The sequence below is a fragment of the Corynebacterium sp. CNCTC7651 genome (genome assembly GCF_021496665.1).
Lineage (GTDB): Bacteria > Actinomycetota > Actinomycetes > Mycobacteriales > Mycobacteriaceae > Corynebacterium.
Genome location: NZ_CP071246.1, coordinates 395732 through 416042 on the forward strand (window position 1 = coordinate 395732; position 20311 = coordinate 416042).

At 68.6% G+C, this 20311-nt stretch carries 14 protein-coding genes; 3 read left to right on the forward strand and 11 right to left on the reverse strand.

Features of this window, described 5'->3' with window-relative positions; translation table 11 throughout:
* Positions 1-10 precede the first annotated feature (10 nt).
* Positions 11-904 carry a sulfurtransferase gene (locus JZY91_RS01960; protein WP_234948320.1) on the reverse strand — a complete coding sequence of 298 codons (894 nt, stop codon included), beginning with the start codon at positions 902-904 and terminating at the stop codon, positions 11-13.
* 279 nt (positions 905-1183) lie between these two features.
* On the opposite strand from JZY91_RS01960, the gene JZY91_RS01965 reads away from it, so the two are divergent.
* Positions 1184-2248 carry a Cj0069 family protein gene (locus JZY91_RS01965; protein WP_234948321.1) on the forward strand — a complete coding sequence of 355 codons (1065 nt, stop codon included), beginning with the start codon at positions 1184-1186 and terminating at the stop codon, positions 2246-2248.
* An 87-nt stretch (positions 2249-2335) separates the two neighbouring features.
* Here JZY91_RS01965 and JZY91_RS01970 read toward each other — a convergent pair whose 3' ends face one another.
* The 6 genes from JZY91_RS01970 to JZY91_RS01995 are packed head-to-tail and all read right to left on the reverse strand — an operon-like array spanning position 2336 to position 6137.
* Entirely contained in the window at positions 2336-3091 is a 756-nt protein-coding gene (locus tag JZY91_RS01970) for a hypothetical protein (protein WP_234948322.1), read from the reverse strand.
* Between the two features lie 10 nt (positions 3092-3101).
* Positions 3102-3704: a nucleoside triphosphate pyrophosphatase gene (locus JZY91_RS01975; protein ID WP_234948323.1), complete on the reverse strand. Its 603-nt coding sequence runs from the start codon at positions 3702-3704 to the stop codon at positions 3102-3104.
* A 7-nt stretch (positions 3705-3711) separates the two neighbouring features.
* Entirely contained in the window at positions 3712-3957 is a 246-nt protein-coding gene (locus tag JZY91_RS01980) for an acyl-CoA carboxylase subunit epsilon (protein WP_234948324.1), read from the reverse strand.
* Positions 3958-3974: 17 nt separating this feature from the next.
* Complete coding sequence (locus tag JZY91_RS01985; RefSeq protein WP_234948325.1) at positions 3975-5435, reverse strand: acyl-CoA carboxylase subunit beta; 1461 nt, start codon at positions 5433-5435, stop codon at positions 3975-3977.
* A 32-nt stretch (positions 5436-5467) separates the two neighbouring features.
* Positions 5468-5731, reverse strand: coding sequence for a DUF3253 domain-containing protein (locus JZY91_RS01990; protein ID WP_350354620.1), 264 nt, complete (start codon positions 5729-5731; stop codon positions 5468-5470).
* The gene (locus JZY91_RS01995; RefSeq protein WP_234948326.1) at positions 5724-6137 is read right to left on the reverse strand and encodes a hypothetical protein; all 414 of its coding nucleotides are present in this window, start codon (positions 6135-6137) and stop codon (positions 5724-5726) included. The genes JZY91_RS01990 and JZY91_RS01995 overlap by 8 nt, the downstream gene beginning before the upstream one ends.
* 152 nt (positions 6138-6289) lie before the next feature.
* On the opposite strand from JZY91_RS01995, the gene JZY91_RS02000 reads away from it, so the two are divergent.
* A complete protein-coding gene (locus tag JZY91_RS02000) occupies positions 6290-7582 on the forward strand; it encodes a hypothetical protein (protein WP_234948327.1) in 1293 nt (430 codons plus the stop codon).
* A 57-nt stretch (positions 7583-7639) separates the two neighbouring features.
* Here JZY91_RS02000 and JZY91_RS02005 read toward each other — a convergent pair whose 3' ends face one another.
* Entirely contained in the window at positions 7640-8128 is a 489-nt protein-coding gene (locus tag JZY91_RS02005) for a PD-(D/E)XK nuclease family protein (protein ID WP_234948328.1), read from the reverse strand.
* Positions 8077-8484, reverse strand: a complete 408-nt coding sequence (locus JZY91_RS02010; RefSeq protein ID WP_234948329.1) for a hypothetical protein — start codon at positions 8482-8484, stop codon at positions 8077-8079. Before JZY91_RS02010 ends, JZY91_RS02005 begins: the two co-directional genes overlap by 52 nt.
* A gap of 65 nt (positions 8485-8549) precedes the next feature.
* On the opposite strand from JZY91_RS02010, the gene JZY91_RS02015 reads away from it, so the two are divergent.
* On the forward strand, positions 8550-9566 hold the full coding sequence (locus JZY91_RS02015; protein WP_234948330.1) for a hypothetical protein: 1017 nt from the start codon (positions 8550-8552) through the stop codon (positions 9564-9566).
* Between the two features lie 32 nt (positions 9567-9598).
* On the opposite strand, the gene JZY91_RS02020 is transcribed toward JZY91_RS02015, so the two are convergent.
* Together JZY91_RS02020 and JZY91_RS02025 are read right to left on the reverse strand one after the other, a co-directional pair.
* Positions 9599-18685: a type I polyketide synthase gene (locus JZY91_RS02020; RefSeq protein ID WP_234948331.1), complete on the reverse strand. Its 9087-nt coding sequence runs from the start codon at positions 18683-18685 to the stop codon at positions 9599-9601.
* 19 nt (positions 18686-18704) lie between these two features.
* Positions 18705-20288: an acyl-CoA carboxylase subunit beta gene (locus JZY91_RS02025; protein ID WP_234948332.1), complete on the reverse strand. Its 1584-nt coding sequence runs from the start codon at positions 20286-20288 to the stop codon at positions 18705-18707.
* Positions 20289-20311 lie beyond the last annotated feature (23 nt).

Below are 20311 nucleotides of genomic sequence, written 5' to 3' on the forward strand. Positions count from 1 at the left end.
TCCCGCGCCGCTACTCCGCCTCTACGCCCATGCCCTTCTCAATTGGCACGCGGATCATGTTGCCCCACTCGGCCCAAGAGCCGTCGTACAGCGACACGTCCTTGAAACCCAGGACGTGCTGCAGCACAAACCACGTGTGCGCGGAGCTTTCGCCCAGCTGGCAGTACACCACGGTGCGCGTCTCCGGGTCGAAGTCCTCGTAGATGGCGGCGATGTCCTCGACGCCTCTGAACAGTGCGTTCGGGTGCACCGACCGGCCCCACGGCACGTTCACCGCACCGGGGATGTGGCCGCTGCGTTGCGCAATCGGGCCGCTCTTTCCCGCGGCCCCAGCTGGGGTTGGGGTGGTTTCTCCGGCGTAGAGGTCGGGCGTTCGAGCGTCGATAAGCTGGAGCTCCTGCGAGCCCAGCAGCTCCGAAGCGAAGGTGCGCAACGGGGCATCCCGGCGCTCGACGACGGGATAATCACCCGCCGGATACTCCGGCACGGCGTACGACGTGTCGCGCTCCTCGCCCATCCAAGCGTCGCGCCCGCCGTCCAGCAAGCGCACATCAGGGTGGCCGAAGAGCTCGAAAACCCAGGCAGTGTACGCAGCCCACCAGTTCGCATGATCGCCGTAGATCACCACCGTGTCATCGCGGGAAATACCGCGCTCGCGCATCAACGCCGCGAACGCCTCCCCGTCAATCAGGTCCCGCACCACCGGATCATTCAAATCGCGCGTCCAGTCAATGCGCACCGCCCCCGGGATGTGGCCGATGTCGTAGAGATACGCGTCCTCATCGCTCTCCACCACACGCAGGCCCTCAGTGCCCAGCCGCGCAGACAGCCACGCAGCGGAAACAAACTTCTCCGGGTGCGCAAACGCCTGAAAGTGCGGGTTGTTCTCCAGCTCAATTCCCACTGCGGTGTCTCCTTCGGTCGACGCGGCGGGGGTAGCCACGGCGCGGGCAGCATCACCGTCAACGATACCGCCGCACGCGCCCCGCGGTTTGGCTTTAGCGCGAACCAAAACGGGTGTGAGGTTAACCACTTAAGACCCGGCTCGGCCAGTGGACTCACCCGTGAAGCCCTACAGTTTCAGGGTAGGAACCGGCGGAATTGTCTGCAGTTCCGCCGGGGCACTCCCGGTGCCGCTAAGCGCGGCAAACACGCTAACGATCTACACCGAAAGGGATCTCAAGTGCACAAGGCAATTGTTGTTTTCGAGGTTGAGGGCGGCTCCGACAAGTACATTGACGGCCACCGCAAGGACACCATGCCGATCGTCAACGCGATCAAGGACAAGGGCTGGCACGCTGAGGTTGTCTACTTCCGTCCGGAGTGGGCCGGCGACCTGTTCACCTACGTGTCCGAGAACTTCGACGGCTACATCTCCCGCGTGAACCCGGGCAACGTGCCGGGCGGCGAGAAGGGCTACTTCGACCTGCTGACCCGCCTCTCCGAGGCAGGCCTTGTGGGCATGTCCACCCCGGAGGAGATGGTCTCCTACGGTGCGAAGGACGCCCTGGTGAAGCTGAACCAGACCGACCTGGTTCCGTCCGACACCGCTGCGTACTACGACGTAGAGACCTTCCACAACACCTTCCCGACCTCCCTGTCCTACGGCGAGCGCGTGCTGAAGCAGAACCGCGGCTCCACCGGCTCCGGCATCTGGCGCGTGCGCCTCGCAGACGAGGAGCTGGCGAACTCCGTCGAGCCGGGCACCGCACTGCCGCTTGACACCAAGCTCAAGTGCACCGAGGCTGTGGACAACCACACCGAGGACCGCGAGCTGGGCGAGTTCATGGACTTCTGCGACCAGTACATCGTGGGCGACAACGGCATGCTGGTTGACATGCGCTTCATGCCGCGCATCGTCGAGGGCGAGATCCGCATCCTCCTCGTCGGCCCGCACCCGGTCTTCGTTGTGCACAAGAAGCCGGCCGCTGGCGGCGACGCATTCTCCGCAACCCTGTTCTCCGGTGCGCAGTACACCTACCAGAAGCCGGAGGAGTGGCAGGAGCTCGTCGACATGTTCGCTGAGGTCCGCCCGGTCATCGCTGAGAACCTTGGCGGCGACAACATCCCGCTGATCTGGACCGCTGACTTCATGCTGGCTGACGACGATGAGACCGGCGAGGACACCTACGTGCTCGGCGAGATCAACTGCTCCTGCGTCGGCTTCACCTCCGAGCTGGACATGGGCATCCAGGAGCTCGTGGCGGAAGAGGCTATCAAGCGCGTTGAGGAGAAGAACGCTTCCTAAGCGCTCTTTGCTTGACGACGAAAGCTAACCCCGGCCTCGCGGCCGGGGTTCTTTTGTGCCCGAGTCGCCCGAGTCGCCCGAGTCGCCCTAGTCGTAGGTGCCCAGCATGTACATGCCGTAGGGGGAGTACCAGCGGTCCGTGAACTCGAGCAATTCGCCGCCGATGGCCTGGATGCCGCCTGGGTCTGCTTCAAGGGTGACGGAGTAGTGCGCGGTGATGCCCTCTGCGGTGGCGCCGGTGCGCTCGCCCCAGGTCATGATCACGGTGTTCGGCCCGGCGAGCGCCACGTTCTCAATGCTGGTGAACGTGCGCATTTCCCCGTCAGGTTTGCCATTGATGTAGAACGCGATGCCGTCCGTGATTGAGGCGCCGGTGCCGGCTGGACCCCGTTCGTCGCCAAGCGAGCCGCGGAAGATAATCCAGCTCACCGGTGCGCACGGGTCGTAGTGGTTCTCAATGTCCGCGATCCAGTAGTTGTAATCGGTGCCGTCCACGTTGGGCATGCGGCCGGGTGCGGTGCCTGAGGGGTACTGCTGGAGCGGGTCCTTGGGCAGGGAGGCGCATTCGGGTTCCGGCGCCGGCTTGGTCGAGGGGCTGGACGGTGCGGCTTCTTCCGGCGGCGGGGTTGTCGCGGTTTCCTTCGTAGTCTCGGAGACCGTGCTGGGCGCGGGCGCCGCCGCGGACGTGAACGAGGGCTCCGGCACCGGCTGCTGCTGCGCGCAGCCGGCGGCGCCGAACAGCGGCGGCGCGGCGGCGAGGGCTGCTGCCACCGCGGCGGCGAGGGCTGCTGCCACCGCGGCGCGGCGGCCGGACCGGGGCGCGCGGGGTGAAGTAGTTTCCATGCCGGAGATGTTACCGGCCTCCGGCCTCCCAGAAGTCGCTCACGTTGAGGCCGAAGTGGTACAGGCAGCGGCGCAGAAACGGCATTGACAGGCCGATAACGCTGGTCGGGTCCCCGTCGACCTTGTCGATGAACCAGCTTCCCAACCCTTCCAGCGTGAACGCGCCGGCGCATTCCAGCGGCTGGCCGGATCGTGCGTAGGCCTCGATGTCCGCATCGGACACCTCGCCGAATGTCACCGCGGTGCGCACCGGCGACACCACCCACTCGCCGTGGTACGTCGCGGCGTGGCCGGTAATCAGGTGCGCGGTGCGGCCCCGCTGCGCCTTCCACCTCTCAATGGTCGCCTCGACGGTGTGGGGCTTGCCCAGTAGTTCGCCGTCCAGCAGCAGCATGGAATCGCAGCCGATCACCACGTCTTCGGCGAACTGGCCGGCCACCGCCTCAGCTTTCGCGCGGGCGAGCGCGACGACGATCTCCGCTGGGTCCGCGCCCGGCATCCCGGCGATCAGCGCGTCTTCGTCAATATCAGCCGGCCGCAGCACGGGCTCCACCCCGCCCTGCTCCAGCAGCATGCGCCGCGAAGGGGACTGGGACGCTAAAACAATGCGCATGTATGAGCTAGAAATAGGCAACGTTGCCGAAGGCGTGCGGGTTGTACAGCGCAGCATTGTGGTTCGCTGGGCGCTGGGCACCCCAGCCGTTGCGGTCCGCCGGGGTGGCGGCGGCTTGCTGCGATGCGCGCAGGTCGTTGAGCACCGCGGTAAGCGCCGCGATCTCATCTTCCGTCGGGGCGCCCTTGGTAACGGTGAACAGCGGCGCATCAGCCTGGGTGTGCTGGATGTGCTGGATGTGCACAGTGGTCACTGCCGGTCTCCTTCCACTTAGAGCGGCATGTTGCCGTGTTTCTTCGGGGTAGGGTACACCACCTTACGCTCCAGTAACCTCAGGCCCTCCAACACCTGTGCGCGCGTGTGGCTCGGCTCCAGCACCGCATCCACAAGGCCGCGCTCAGTGGCCACGTAGGGGTTCAAATTCTCGGCCTCGTACTCCGCCACGTCGGTGCCTATGGCGGTGGCTGCTGTTGCGGCGTCGGCAAGCGCGATCTGCGCCGTAGGCCAGGCGTACACCAGGTCCGCGCCCAGGCCCTTGGAGCCGAGGAGCGTGTACGCCACGCCGAGGGCCTTCCGCGTGATCACGGTGATGGTGCCCACCTGGGCCTCGGCGAAGGCGTAGGCCAGGGCGGCGGCGCCGGCAGCGGAACCTGCGGCCTCTTCCTCCGCCGTGGCCACGAAGCCGGGGCAGTCCACCAGGTGGAGAATCGGCAGGTTGAACGCGTCGCACGTACGGATGAAGCGGGCTGCCTTCTTAGCGCCGCTGGCAGTCAGCCGGCCCTCATCGACGCTGGGCTGCGTTGCGACGATTCCTACCGCCCGCCCCCCAACATGCGACAACCCTGTCAGCACATTCGGCGCGAACGCGGCACCCAGCTCGAAGAAGTCTCCGTCGGTGACGGCCGCGATGATCTTGGTGACGTCGTACGGCGCGGCATCGTCGTCCGGCATGAACTCGTCCAGGTTCACGTCCGCGCCGTCCGCCTCCGCAGCGTCCTGGGCCTTGACGCCAAGCGGCGAGCCCGCCTGGTTGTTCAGCGGCAGGTAGCCCAGCAGGGTGCGGACAAGCTGGGTCGCCTCAGCATCGTCCGCGGCGGTGATGTGCGCTAGTCCGGTGTTGCCCGCGTGGACCTCAGCCCCCGCGGCGGCACCGGTGATCTGCAGCGACGCACCCTCCACCATCACGGTGACATCCGCCAGCGGCACCGTCGTCGCCGCCAGCGCGCTCGTGTCGCCCGCCACCACGGCAATCTGCGGGATCAGCCCGGAAGCCACGGACGCCTCGCGCAAGATCTTGGCCTGCATGTGCGCAGTCACAATGCCCTCCTGCCAGCGCGGGCCCGCAGAATCGTAGATGCCCACCACCGGCACGCCGGTCTTCATTGCAAGGTCGTAGATCTTCAACATCTTCTCGGCGTAAACCTCGCCGACCGCGCCGTCGAAGATCGTGCCGTCCTGGGCGAATACGCAGACCCTGCGACCGTCGATAAGCCCGTAGCCCGTCACCACACCATCCGTGGCGGGCTTGGTGCGGTACATCTTGAAAGCCTCGACCCGGTGGCGCGCGAGCGCGTCCGTCTCCACAAACGTCCCAGCGTCCAGCAGCTGCTCGAGGCGAGCGCGCGCCGGCGACGCCACATCCTGACCCGCCGGGGCCTGCGATTCGGCCAGGCGATTACGCAGGTCCTCGATTCGGCCGGCGGTGGTGGTCAGGTCGGGCTTTGCAGTCATGAGGCTTTAGTCTAATTCGCCCCGCTAGGGCTCTACCACTCCGGCCCGCGGCGGATGCGAATCGGGCCCTTCACAGTCGCGATGTCCACCTCCGAATCGCCCTGCGTGATGCGCACGGTTCCGGCGTCCGCCATCTGCGCCGCCACCGCCCGCACCGCGTCCATGTGCCCGCGCCACTCGTCGGCGCTGAACAGGGCGCGCGCGACCTCGGAGGGGCAGATCGAGGACTCCTCCTTCCGCGCCTGGAGCATTTTGCTTATCGACGTTCGAATTTCCGCCTCCCCAACCTCAGTCAAGGCGCCCCTCCTTGTGCACGCGCCGCGCCGCGCCGATGAGCGGGAGCTGCAGCGGCAACCTCCCGATAGCCAGCGCGCGCTTGGCCGGCGGTTGGTCGCGCCACTGCCACGCCATGTAGAAATTCGCGGGCCAGACGGCCGCGAGGAGCACCGCCGCGAACAGGCCGCCGAAACGCTGCATCTTCCGCGACCTGCGCCGGTGGCCAGCGTGGTTGCGAGGCCCGAGCCAGGGTGCCGCGAGCAGGGTAGCGGCGGCGATCTCAGCTGCCCCGGAGGCGTAGGTGTACGTGCGCGGACGGCCGGGCAGCTGCGGCGGCACGATGCCGTCAAACGGTGCTGGCTTGGCAAAATGCAGCGCGCCTGCGCCGGCGAAAAGCGGGATCAGGAAACGGGACGGGAATCGCATACGGCCAGCATAGGGCATTTGTAGCGAAAGGGTGTTCGAGCTCGGGCGGGGCGAGGTGGGGCGGGCTTCCTACACTCATGAACGCCCCCGCAAGCTCCACCTATTTCCGCAGGAGGCTCGGTAGTTTTCCCACCCACTTTCAGGAGGCCAACATGGCAAACATTCAGCAAGTAGTCACTTTTTCCACCACCATCGGCAACACGGCGCTGGAGGCCGAGATTTTGGTACAACCCCTCAGCGGCGAGCACCCTACTGACGCGCAGATTGCATACGTCCACGATTTAGCCGCGCACTTGGTCGACGTTGCGGCGGAGTACCAGCCGGAAGCGGACGTGCGCAACGAAAGCCTCGACGCCTACGTGGTCTTGGCCAACACCTTCCAGGTCCTTGACCTCGCGAAGGCATCCACGGATGGGCTGCCGAAGCAGCTCAAGGAGTACCTCTTCCTCACAACGTCGAACCTCGATGTCCTCGCGATGTGGGACCCGCGGTTCACCCCCGCACTCGCTTTGGCCCGCTACGCGGAGGATAGGGTCGGCCACTTCATGCTCCATGAAATCGAGGACATTTTGGAGGGGGTGGAATCCTGGATGCCGCAGCGCTATGCCGGGCCCGGTTTCACTCCGCGCCGCATGGTGGTGGATGACATCCAGGACCCGGAGGACTTCGCCGCCACCCGCACCCCGGACCACACCGCGGTGAAGGTGAGGATGGTGGAGGACGCGGAGTTGGACCACAGCGCCGAAACCGGCCGCACCGTTCTTCCCGTGCCGATGTTCCCGGAGGGAACGCTTGAGACCCGCTGCAGGTCGTATGCCTTTACGCGCGACATGGTTATCCAATTCAGGTTCCGCACCGACCGCGAGGCTTTCCACCTACTGCACAAGTTGGATGAGGCGTTCTTGGTCTACACGTCGGAGCGCCGCGGCTCCACGCCCTTGGATTTCTACACCGAGTTGGCTTACGCCAAGCAGCTCTGCTCGCTGTCGCGCACCGTGCGCTTCGAAGAGGATGGCGTGTACCGCCGCAACATCATCGATGAGCTTTACCCGTCCCTTATCGTGATGTCGCTTTTCGACGTGCAGTATGCCATGCCGATGTACTTCACCCAGCTCGCGGAGACCAAGAACGAGGACATGACGAGCCAGACCGCGATGCACTTGGTTCACGCGGTTGAAGCCTGGTTGCCGCGCGACATCCAGGAGTACATCCCGGACCAGTGGAGCGAGGAACTCAACGACCAGCTCCCCGAACCACTTGTCGATGGCCTCAATGCCCTCCCCGGCGCCCACTTCATCGGTGTCCTTGACACCCAGACGCAGGAGGCCTTCGACGCAAAGGGCTTGCCGGATAAGGACTTGCTCAGCCCCATCCCCATCGGGGTGGAGATTGAGGCGGACATTCTCCGCGCGCATAACCTCCAGATTTTCCGCTGCTGGATTTAGCCGCGCGGCGCCACCCGGGGCCACCGCAGCGGGGCGCTACCCGCGGGGCACCACCCGCTAACCGCGCGGGTGCGCAACCACTTGGGTTTCGTCCCCGCGGAGGAAAATCAGCTCCAACCGGGTGACGTCCGCGTCTAGGGAGGGGCCCATGAGACGGGCGTACAGCTCGAGCTGGAGGAAGTAGCTTTCCACCATCTCCCGCGGCGCGTACACGTCCGTCTTGTAGTCGGCGATGACCCAGCCGTCCTCCTCCCGGTAGAGCAGGTCGATGTACCCGTTCACAGCGGTGGTTTCGTTGCCGCCGACGCGGCCTACCACCGGCACCTCCCGGTAGGCGGCCGGCGCCGCCGCGGCCTGGTACGGTGTCGACTGCGCGAACTGCGCGGCGGCCCGGGCAACGGCAGCTACCTGCTCCTGCGGAACGTCGTAACGGGCAGCAGCGATCTTGGCCAGCTCCTCCACCGAAGCTTCAGGTGAAACCGGCAGACGCTCCATCACCTCGTGGACCGCAGAGCCGAAACTTGTGTCCTTTTCCTCGCGCTGCACGCCGCTGTCCACGGGGCCGAATCGGTGAGCCCCTCCAGGGTGGCGGGGGATTCGTTGAGGTGCTTGTCGTGGAACACCGTGGGCGCAGCGTCGGGGGCAAGGAAGGCGCTGACTTCGGAGCGGACGTCGTCAAGCGTCAGCGGCTCCCTGCCGAGCACCCTCGCCGCGTCCTCAACGAACGCGCGCAGCGGGCTGACCTCCACGTTGGCAAACGCGCCTCCTGTCGCGACTGCGGACGTGATGTCGTCCAGGGCCTCGGGCCCGCAAAGTACAGTGACCGGCGCCAGGGGATTAGCCCCCTGGATGTTCCGGATCGCACCGGCTACAGGGTGTTCCGGCAGGTGATTGTCTCCCATGTTTTGAGGCTACGTTGCCAAGCTCGAGCCCGCGCCCCGAAAGTGCCGCCCGTACACTCTCGCCCATGGCCACCAAGACCGTTTCCTTTTCCACCACGGTGGCGGGCGCGCCGCTGACTGCGACTGTGGAGGTCGCGCCGCTGGCCGGTGCGGTGACCCGCGCGCAGGAGTCGTTCGCCCGCGCGCTGCTGAGACGGTTCATGGACATTTCGGCCGAGTACGTGCCGGGTACCGCGGAAACCGCGCACACCGCAGAACACGCCCCCGCCGCGCCGAAGCTTGCCGACGACCCCGCGACCGCCGTGGCCACCCTCGCCGCCGCCGCGGAGGCAATCGCCGATGAACCTGCGCACGCCGCGGATTACCACCTTCTGCGCCGCGCCGAGGCCCTCGCGGGGGACTTCAACGTGCCCGCCGCGCGCGAGTTGCTGTGGCAGTACCCGGCGGACCCGCACCGGGTGGCCACCGCCGGCGAAGCGCACAGCGCGCGCGTGACCTGCACGTTTACCGGCGCCGACAGTGGGGTGCTGCACCGACTTGCCGCCGCCGCTGAACGCGCCACCAGCACGTTGCACCCCGTGAACTTCTACGCGGACCTCGCGCACGCTCGGCACTGCATTGAGCATTTGCTTTACGACGATCTCCTGCCCACCACCGCCCGCCTCGCACCCTTCAGCCCCGAGTGCGCGGTAGCCACCGACCTCGCCGCGATGGCGCTGGGCTTGAACGTAGAGGGACGAGAAGAAGAGGCCGCGCGTGTGGCCGGGGAAGTCTTGGCCTGGTTACCGCGAGACCTGGCCGCGGTGGCGCCCGTGCACGGGTTCGCTGAGCTGGGGGAGACGTGGCAGCAGGTTGCCGTCGATGGGCTCAACGCGCTGCCGGGGCGCCGGTTCGTAGCTGTCAACGCGGCTGAAACTGACGCCACCCCAGATGCCCACGCCGCACCAGAAGCCGACGCCGCCCCCGAAGCCGACGCCGCCAGTTCGCGCGGCGTCATTGCCGTGGACCTCGGAGCGGCGATCTCGGGCGCAGATCTCGCCGGCCTCGCCCCGGGGACGCAGCTTTACCGCGCCAAAATCTAACCGCGGTCATCGAGGTCGGCCGGAGCCGACACCTACCCGCGCGGGTAAACCCCGTCTTCGCCGAGGCGCGCATCCGGGTCGAGGAGCAAGGCGATCTCGCCGTCGTGGGCATCGCCGGTCTGGAACCGGCGGTTCTCCAACGGAACGAACAGCGTGCGGCGGCCCAGCATGCCGGCATCCAGATGGGCCGCGCCGGCACGCAGCCGCTGGGTCGCCCGCGCTCGCCAGACTTCCACCGCGGCATCGCCTGCAGCGCCACCGCCTGCCGCCGCGTCGCTAGCCGCGTCGCTGGCGGCGGCCCGCACCGCCGCCTCGAACACGCCCGGGTGCGCAAGTACCACCAGCGCGCCGACGTGCCCGAACCCGAGCGAGGTCAGCGCCGCGGCCTTCACGGCGCCCGCCCCGAGATCCAACCCCTCGCGCAGCCACACCAAGTTCTTCGCCTTCGGCTCGATGAGCGGGTCGAGGCAGTCCAGCGACGCGTTCGGCGGTAACTCGCCGGTGTGCAGCACATCGATCAGCCCGCCAATCTGCAGCAGCGCCGCGCCGCCTTTGGCATGCCCAACCACCGTCTTCTGCGAGATCACGAACATCGGCGCGCGCGGATCGCGCCCGGCCGCCGGCCACAAAATCGAATGCAGCTCCGACTCGTTTGGGTCGTTCGCGTTAGTGGAGGTGTCGTGTTTGCTGATGACGCGGACGTCGTCAAGCGAAAGCCCCAGCGAGCGCAGCGAGCGTGCAAGCCGCGACCGCTCACCCCCGCGCGCGGCCGCAAGCACGCCCAGGCCCGGCGCGGGGATGGAGGTGTGCGCGCCGTCGCCGAAGGAAGCCGCGTACGCGATCACGGCGTGCACCGGCAGGCCCAGCTCAAACGCGAGGGAGGCGCGCGCGACCAGCACCGTGCCGCCGCCCTCCGCCTCGAGGAAGCCGCCGCGGCGACGGTCGTTGGCGCGGGAGATGAAGCGGTCCGCGATGCCCTGCGCGCGCATGGCGGCGGTCTCGGCGGTGGCGTTCATGTCGCCGAAGCCCGCGAGAGACTCCACCTGAACGTCATCGATGCCGCCGGCGACCACGAAATCCGCCTTGCCCAGCGCAATCTTGTCCACGGCCTCCTCAACGCTCACCGCGGCAGTGGCGCACGCGCCGACCGGGTGCACCATCGGGCCGTAACCGCCCACCAGCGACTGCATGGTGTGCGCCGCCACCACGTTCAGCAGCGATTCCTGCAGGATATCCGGCTGGCGCGCCTCGCCGAGGAACCGCGAGACGAACACCTTGTGCAGGCTCTCCAGCCCGCCGAGCCCGGTGCCTTGCGTCGACGCCACATCCGCCGGGTGCACGGCGCGCAGCAGCTCCGCAGGCGTGAACCCGGCGCCCACGAACGCGTCGACGGCCGTGACCAGGTTCCACACGGCGAGGCGGTCCATCCCGTCGATCATCTGCGGCGGGATGCCCCACGCCGCGGGATCGAAATCGTCTGGCATCTGGCCCGCCACGGTGCGGCTGAGCGTCGCCTTCCGCGGCACCGCAGCCTTCGCGCCCGCCAGCCGGGTCACGGTCCACTCGCCGCCGTCCGCGCGCACCACGGTCTTCTCCGGGTCCGCCGCCGCGATAGCTTGGGCTTCGCTTTCCGACGCCACCTTGAACACCACGTCCTCATCCAAAAACACCTCGACCATGTCGATCGAGCCGCCGTCGGTGAGGAAGTATTTGTCCGTGAGCTGGCGCACGCCGGCGCGGGCGACCACCTCGTTGCGGAAGCGGTCGAAAATGTCCTCTTCCGCTACGTGCGTGCCGTCCTTGTCGTACCAGCCCGGCGTGGGGTGTTCCGCCCAGCGCACCAGCCCGGTCATCCAGGCCAGTTCGAGTACGCCGGCAGCGGTGAGGTCTACGTCGCCGGTGCGGCTGATGCCGTACTCCGCCTCGCGGCGGGTGCGCCCCGAGCCCCAGGAAGACACTTCACCGATGCCGCAGATGACGACCATGTCTTCCAACGCGCACGTGACCTCGCCCACGTCGACGCTGGCCGGCTGGGTCGGGGCGGCGAGGTTCGGCAGCGCCTTGATCGTTTGCGCCTGGTCGCCGGGTTGGTTGCCGGGTCGGGCGCTCGGCGCGCGGCGCGAGAGCTCGGCGAGACTGATGTTCGCGTCGCCGAGACCGCCGGTGAGGTCCGCATCCAGCGGCGTCTCCGCGGCACAGGCCCGAGCCTCGCGGGAGGCGAGCGCAACCAGTTCGTCCGCGATCTCCTCCGGCTCCCACACGCGGATTCCCGCCTCGCGCGCGGCGGGGATGAGCCCGTCGTTGCCGCTCATGAGGTTCGTGCCCGCGACCCAGCCAATGCGCGCGTGCGCGAGCGTGACACCGTCCGGCCAGCCGGTTTCGGCGGACCACTTGTGCACAATGGCGTCCATCGCGGCCTTGACCTCGCCGTAGGCGCCGTCGCCGCCGAACGTGCCGCGGTTGGGGCTGCCCGGCAACACCACGTGCGTGCGGGTCGGCGCATCGCCCGCCAGCGCGAGGCGGGACAGCCCGGCGATTGTCCGCTCCACACCCCACAGCAGCACACGCGCTTGCGCCTCCGCGTCTGCCCCGGCATCCTCGAGCGTGCCGGACACACTCGGGGCGGCGAACGGGAACGCCAAGGTGGGGGTGAGCACCGGTTTGGTCACGCGAACGTCGCCGCCCGCGCGCTCTTTCTGCTCGCGCCCGATCCACTCCAGCAGCGCGTCGATATCCCGGTAGCTGGCCAGGTTCACCGGCACCAGCCACAGCGCCGCGCCCGCCGCCGCATGATCGCGGTACAGCGCGCGCGCGAACTCCTTCCGCTCCTGGTCCACGCGCGACGCCGTCATAATCACCGTCGCCCCGCCAGCCAATAGCCGCTCCACCACGGCCGTCGCAATCGACCCCGGGGCAGCCCCCGTCACCAGCGCAACATCGTCCGCAAATTCCAGCACCGGCTCCCGCTCAGCCGCGGCGGCGATAGCCTCCAACGGCCCGGCAAAACCGTGCTCGCTGTACCACGCCGCCTGTTCCGCGACCACCTCTCCCGCACCCTCGAACCGCGCCACCGGCACTTCCGCCACGCCAAGCGCCACGCGGGCGAGGAGTTCGCGGGAGGTGGCCCAGTGATCGTCGAAAAGCATGGCCCTGCGCGGATCGAAGACGGGCGCGACTGTGCTCAGCCAACCGTCGCCAAGCTCAGCATCGACGGCCTCGTGCGCGGCGGTGTCGGGAAGTGCGGCCTCGGCGGGCGGCTCGTCCGCACCCAGCCTGCGCAGCAACGCGCGCGCCGCGTCCGCCACGGCCTCAGTGAGCTCCCCGCTGTCCGCCACCACGGGCACCACGCTTATCGACGCCCGCTCAAGCACCTCTCCATGCACCCCCGCCACCTGCTGAATTGCGGCGTCGATGAGTGCCTCAGCCTCCGTGCGGTTCGTGGCAGCAGGCAGAGTGGTGAGGCTGCCGCCGCGGACCGAATCGCCGTCGCGGGTGCCAAGCAGCAGCGCGGCCTCGACGTGCGGGGTCCACGACGCGGGCAGGCGCCACTCGTCTGCCATGCGCGCCGCCGCGAACGCAGGGGAGGTCCCCGCTGCGCCGAGGACCTGGCGCAGCCGCGCAGCCGCGGCCTGGCCGAGCACCGGGCCGAACGCCGCGTATGTCGGCGCCGCGGTGGTCGCGCGCTCGCGCAGCGTGGCGACGCTCATCTCCGCCGCCCCCTCAATCGCCGGCACGCTGAGCTCCCCCGAAATGTCCATGAGTAACTGGTTGCGACGACTCGACACCCCACCCGTGAGCTCCTCGATCGTGTCTGTGTCGGTGATCTGCTCCGGGCGCAGCTTGGTCTGCAGCGCGAGGAGGACCGTGATGGCGTGCGCCGCCGTGAACGGAAGCTCCGATGCGGGCTTGGCGGACGCGGCCGGTGCCGGCCCGGCTGTCGGCGCGGCGGGCTCCGGCTGCGGTACCCGCGGGGTTGCGAGGGCGGGTGCGGCGGAGGACGGTGCCGGCGCGGGCTGCGGTGCCTGCGAGGTTGTGAGGGCAGAGGCGGCGGGCTCCGGCTGCGGTGCCGGTGCTGCGGGCGCTGCTTCGGCCCCGGGCTCGGCTTCCGGTACCGGCACGGCGTCCTGCAGCAACACGGCATCCTGGCTCGCCTCGACGTTCAGCACTGGGATGCGGATCCCGGTGGCGTCCATCTGGCGCGTGGCCAAGTTCGTGAGCGTGGGCGACGCGGCCAGGCCGACTTCGACGACCTGATCGACCTGCGCAAACAGCAGGTTCTGCGTTTCAATCCAGCGCACCGGCGAGGCGAACTGCCATGCCAGGAGCTCGATCAACAGCGCGCGGGTGAGAGCAGCCGGGTCCATGTTTGCGGGGTCGAGGCTCGCTGGGTCGATGCCCGCACGGTCGAGGCTGTCGAGCGAACCGGCGGGCACCTGAGCCCGCACCGCGTCGATGAACTCCTCCGAGAGCTCGAATGGACGCGCGACCAAATTGGGCACGTAGCGGCCCACTAAGACATCTGGATCGATGTGTGCGGGCAGCAGCTCGTCCAGCTTCGCCCGGAACTCAGGCACCCCGGCGCGCAGCACGCGGGAGTGGAAGGGCACGTCGACCCCGGGAATGGGCACGAACGCCCTCGGGTGAACCGCGTTCGCCCGCAGCTGCAGCGCGTCGAGCCCCGCCTTCGTACCGGCGACGGAATACTGCTGGCCCGAGACGTTGTAGTTCACAATCTCGAGGAACTCGCCGGTGTCCGCGGCTACCTTGGCAACGTACGAGGCCACCTCCTCGCCTGCCACGCCGATCATGTTCGGGCGGAGGGCGCCCATGGCGTAGTTGGACATGCCGTCTTTGTCGCGCGGCACCAAGGCATCCATGGTGGAGCCGCGGGAGTAGACGATGTCGATCACCGTCTCCAGGTCGAAGACTTCGCCCATGGCCGCCAGGGCGGTGTACTCGCCCAGCGAGTGGCCCGCGAACATCGCATCCGCCGCAACCGCGTCCGCCTCCCGCAGCCGCGCCGTCTGCGCGTACGCCATCACGGCCAGCGCAACCTGCGTGAACTGGGTCAGGTGCAGCACGCCGTCCGGGTGGCGGTGCACGGTGCCGTCCACCGTCACCTCGGTGGGATTCTCGTCCACAATGCGCCGCACAGAGAACCCGTATTTCTCGCGTGTGTGACGGTCCGCCCGGCACCACACCTCGCGCGCAGCTCGGGATGCCTCGCGGTCGCCCGCACCCATGCCCACAGCTTGCACGCCCTGGCCCGGGTACACGTAGGCGGTGCGCGGCTCGCACAGGAGCGCCTGCGCCCGCGACACCACCTGCCCGTCCACGCGGCACGTCACCTCAAGCGCCGGCCGCACCCCCACGCGGCCGACACGCTCGACGGTGATCTCCACCTCGTCCTCCAACTGCACCATCCGGTACATGGAGTACGTCCAGCCCACCACGTCCCCGTGCCGGCCAACGAGGTGCTGCGCGGTGGCGGAAAGCCACATGCCGTGCGTGATCGGCGCATCCAGCCCCACCAGCGCGGCCACATTCCGGGAGGTGTGCAGCGGGTTGTAGTCGCCGGACACCATCGCGAACGGCGTCATGTCCCGCGGTGCGCGCACCACCGCGCGGTCCACAAAGCTGCGCGGCGTCTCCACCACGGCGCCCGCGTCCGCCACGCCGCCGTACGCAGGCGCCGGGCCCGGCGAACGCCCCGGGGTGGCCCGCCCACGCAGGGCGAAGCGGTGCTGCTGGGTGGCCACCAAGGTGTCGTCGTCAAGCAATGCAAGCTCCACGGTGACCAGGCGCCCGGCGGAAGATTCGGCGACGGCGACGCGCTGCGTGGTGACGTCGATGCGCCGGCCGTCCGCAATCTCGCGCAGGTCCGCGCGCAGGTCAAGCGCGTAATCCAGGTGCACCAGGTTGAGTAGGCCCTCCGCGACGGGGAAACCGTCCGCCTCAGCAGCGCTGAACGCGCCGTAGATCGCCGGCCAGCACGGGCCCACGAGCACGTCCGGTGTCCCCGCCGTTACCCCCGCGCCCAGCGCCGCGCCGGTGGCCGCTGTGTGGGCCGCGAGCAGCGATGCCGGCAGGTGGAACGACGGCTGCCCCTCCGCAACCGCGTCCCCTGCCTCGGACACGCTTCCCACCCCGGCGAAGCCCGCGGCCGCCTCCCGCATCGCTTCCGGCAGGCACGCATCACTGACGACGGGCGAAGCACCCGCCTCAACACCCGCAGGCAGGTCGATCGGAATCGTGATCTCGCGGACGTAGTACGGGCGTTGCGCCTCCGGCAGGTGGTCCCACGCGGAATCGGCGAACACGCGGATCACCCATCCGTCGCCATCGCGCTCGATGGCGTACGCAGACGGGTCCAGCACGTGCGCCGGGTTCGCGGTCAGCCGGCCGCGCCACATGATCGTCGGGGCGGCGGCGATGAATTCCTCCGCGCTCGTGGCGTCCGCGAGGCGGGAGAAGATGTCGGTTGGGTGGGGGCTGTCGTCGATAAGCAATTGCGTCGTGGCGGCCTCGAAGCGGGCGAGGAGGTCCGCCACGGGCTCGTTTTTCCGCGTAATGCCAGCCACCGCGAGGGGGCCGGGGATGATGCGCACCTGGTCAGCGGTGTAGCGCGCGTCCTGCGCCTGCCACAGCGTGTCCTTGGTGAACCACGCGGCCAGGTCCGCGTCGATCGCGGGCACCCACGGCATCGGCTTCGGGTACTCGTGGTGCAGCTGGATCCACCACGCCGCGTCGCGCGGGGACACGTGCAGCTCCGCGGCCTGGGGGTACGCGAGCAAAAGCTTATCGACGGCCGCCTGAGGCTCACCAATATCTTCCGCGAACATCGTCGTTATCTCGCCGTGGTCGCGAGGGTGCAGGCGTGCTTCGATGCGGCGCAGCGTGGCGGTGAAGCGCTCCTGCCAACTGCTGTCGATGAACGGATGCGCGAGGTCCACAAAGCGCTGCGCCCACTGCGCGTACGTCATGGTTTCCAGGTCGCCGAAATAGGGTTTGGCGGTGCGCGCGAGGGCGTCGATGATCTCCGCGCGGTGCGCCGGGTACTCCTCTGGCGTGAGGCCGGCGATCAGGCGGGCGGCGTGGGCGAAAGCGTTGTCGATGTCGTGGATGTCCGCGCCCAGGTGGGACTGGCTGGAGGCGATGCCGCCGCGCCCAGTGCCGCGGGCGACCCAGCCGCCGTTGTCCGCGGGCGTGAGGCCGGGGGTGCTGACCAGCAGGTCCTTGACGCTGTCGGTCGCCTTCGCTTCCTTGGTGGCCATGGCTGCGGTGCCGATGATCACGCCGTCCACCGGCATAGGTCTGCGCCCGCAGCCGGTGGACGCAGCACTGGTGGACGCAGCACTGGTGGACGCAGCACTGGTGGACCAAGCGCCGGTGGACCAAGCGCCGGTCAGCAGCTCGGCGGCACGCTCGGGCGAGTCCACACCGCCGCCGACTGCCAGCACGACGTTCGCGCGGGCGCGCACCTCCGCGTACGTGGCCAGCAACAACTCCTCGAGGCCCGACCACGAGTGGTGGCCGCCCGCGTGCCCGCCCTCGACCATCAGAATCACCGGGGTATCCGGGTTCGCGTCGGCGATCGCGAGGACGCTGCGGATCTGCTGCTCGGTGCCCGGTTTGAATGCGACGTAGGGGAAGCCGTCGGCACGCAAGCGTCCCAAGAGCTCGGTTGCCTCGTCCACCTCAGGGATGCCGGCGGAGATGCAGACCCCGTTGAGCGGGGCGCCGGAAGCGCGGGCCTTGGGCACGACGCGTTTGTCGGCGAAGTGGAGGTTCCACAGGAAGCGGTCGAAGAACATGGTGTTGAACTGGGCGGTGCGGCCCGGCTCGAGGTGCTGGTGCAACGTGGCAACGTGCTGGGCCACCGACGCCGCGGAGTACATGCCGCCGCCGGCCAGCTCCGCCCAGTGCCCGGCGTTCGCCGCGGCGGCGACGATCTCGCCGTCGACCGTCGTCGGCGTCATGCCGCCCAAAATGATGGGGGAGAGGCCGGTGAGCGCGGAAAAGCGCGTCTGCGTGCGCACGTCGCCGCCGGGAAGGCGGACGAGGCGCGGCGCGAAGTCCGCGTAATTGACCGCCCCCGGGAGCTCCGCGCCGGGGGTGGCGAGGCGGTCGCGCGCACGCTCCGTATCCGCCGCGATGACCGGCACGCCCGCGCCCGCAACCAGCGAGCGAACAATGTTCGCGGTCCCGCGGTCGAACGTGACGATGTGCGTCGCGCCCGCCTCGAGCATCCGGTTCACGCGCTGCGGAAAGTCGAACTGGTCCACCAAAATCGTCTCCGCGAGCTCGCGCGGGGTGGTGCCGGGAAGCGCAATCCCGCACGCCTCCGCCCACGCCACCGCCAGCTCCACCGCGCCGCGGTTGCCCGGGCGGTGGAAGGGGTAGGCGACGTCCAACTCGTCGAACACCGGGCGCAGCTCAGCGCCGCCGACCTCTCCTGCGGCGATCCGCGCGTTGTGCGCCTCCGCGTCGGCCTCGATCGCCGCGCGGGCGTGCGCCAGCTCCACCGGCTCGCCTGACAGGACCACGTGCCGCGGCGCGTTGATCAACCCCACCGGGAAACGCTGCACGATTTCGCCAGCGGGCATGCCGCGCACCGACAGCATGCGGGACGCGGTATCCACAGCGCCGTACTGCACCGATGCCGCAGATGCCGCCGCACCCAACACCAGCGCAAACGCCAACGCAGAGACCGGATCCTGCACGGCAACAACGCCCAACACACCCTGGGAGTGTCCCTCCAGCACGGCGCCGTCTACGTCCATGCCGAGCTCCCGCAGCTGCGCCACAGCGGCAATCTGCGCCAGCACGATGCCCGGCACGCTCACCGCCGGCAGCGCGTCCATGCCCACCGTCCGCGCCACCGCACCGCCCGATGCAGCACCGCCCGACGCAGCACCGATCAGGTCGCGCAGCCGCCCTTCCGCGCCGGGCACCGCCGTGCTCAGGTGGCGGGTGACTGGGGCGGTGAGCAGGTAAGCGTCGTCAAGCAAAGGCCCCAAAACAGCGGTGGTGTCGGCGAGCGCGGCCTGCCACCCGCTGGCCTGGCCGGGGAAAAGCAGTGCGGGGCGTGACATGGAGCGAAGCGGGGTGAGGTGCATCGGGGGCCTTTGCTAAGTGTCAGAGCGGAATGTTGCCGTGCTTGCGCGCCGGGCGGGCGACGGCCTTGTCTCGGTAGAGGCGCAGGCTCGCCGCGATGTGAGTGCGGGTTTCGTGGGGGAGGATCACGGCGTCGATCAAGCCGCGCTCCGCGGCGACGTACGGGTTCAGAATCGCGTCTTCGTACTCGCGCTCGAAACCGGCGACGAGTTCGGCCAGCGCCGCGCCGCTCAGCCCGCCATCGCGCGCCGCGGCGATCTCGCGGCGGTGGATGAAGCTCACCGCGCCCGCGGCGCCCATCACCGCGATCTGCGCCGTCGGCCACGCGAGGTTCACGTCCGCGCCGAGCCCCTTCGAACCCATCGCGCAATACGCGCCGCCGTACGCCTTGCGCAGAATCACCGTGATCTTCGGCACCGTCGCCTCGCCGTACGCGTACAGCAGCTTCGCGCCGCGCCGCAGCAGACCGTCGTGTTCCTGGTCCGGGCCGGGGAGGAACCCGGGCACGTCCACCAGCATCACAATCGGGATGTTGAACGCGTCGCACGTGCGCACGAACCGGGCGGCTTTTTCAGAAGCGTCGATGTCCAGGCACCCCGCGTACACGCTCGGCTGATTGGCCACAATGCCCACGGTCTGCCCGTCCACCCGGCCGAGCGCCGTGATCACGTTGCCCGCGCGCTGCTGCATAATTTCCAGGTACTCGCCGCCGTCCGTGATGCGAGCGATCACCTCGTGCACGTCGTACGGCTCGCTCGCCGCATCCGGGATCACGGTGTCCAGCTCCCGGTCCGCATTGGTCACGCTCTGCGGCTCGCGGCAGGGGAGCGCCGGGGGAGCTTGCTTGCTATTCGACGGCAAGTACCCCACCACATCGCTCACCCAATCCAGCGCCTCCCGCTCCGTTGCCGCGACGTAGTGGCAGGTGCCGGCGGTGGTCATGTGCGTCCACGCGCCGCCGAGCTCTTCCTGGGTGATCTCCTCGCCGGTCACGGTCTTGATCACTTCCGGGCCGGTGACAAACATCCGCGACGTCTGATCCACCATCACCACAAAATCCGTCAGCGCGGGGGAGTACGCGTTGCCGCCCGCGCACGCGCCCAGCACCGCGGAAATCTGCGGGACCACGCCGGACGCGCGAATGTTCTGATAAAACGTGCGCGAAATCCAATCCAGTGAGACCGCGCCGTCCTGAATCCGCGCGCCCGCGCCTTCATACAGGCCGATCAGCGGGCGGCCGGTGGTCACCGCGAGCTCCTGAATTTTCACCATCTTCTCGCCGTACACTTCGCCCAGCGCGCCACCGAAAATGGTGCCGTCCTGGGAGAACACGCACACTTCGCGGCCGTCGATAGTCCCCCAGCCCGTGACAATGCCGTCCGTGACCGGGCGTTTCTCCTCCATCCCGAACCCGTGCGTGCGGTGGCGGGCCAGCATGTCGGTTTCGACAAAAGAGCCGTCGTCAAGCAAATAGCTCAGCCGCTCGCGCGCCGTGAGCCGCTCACCCTCCCGGACCTGGGTGCGGGCTTCGAGCCTGCGGCGCCGCAAATCTTCCAGCTTCCCCGCCGTGGTGTGAGACGGGCTGCCCTCGCGCGAGACGGTCATGGGGCTACTCTAGGCTGTCCGGA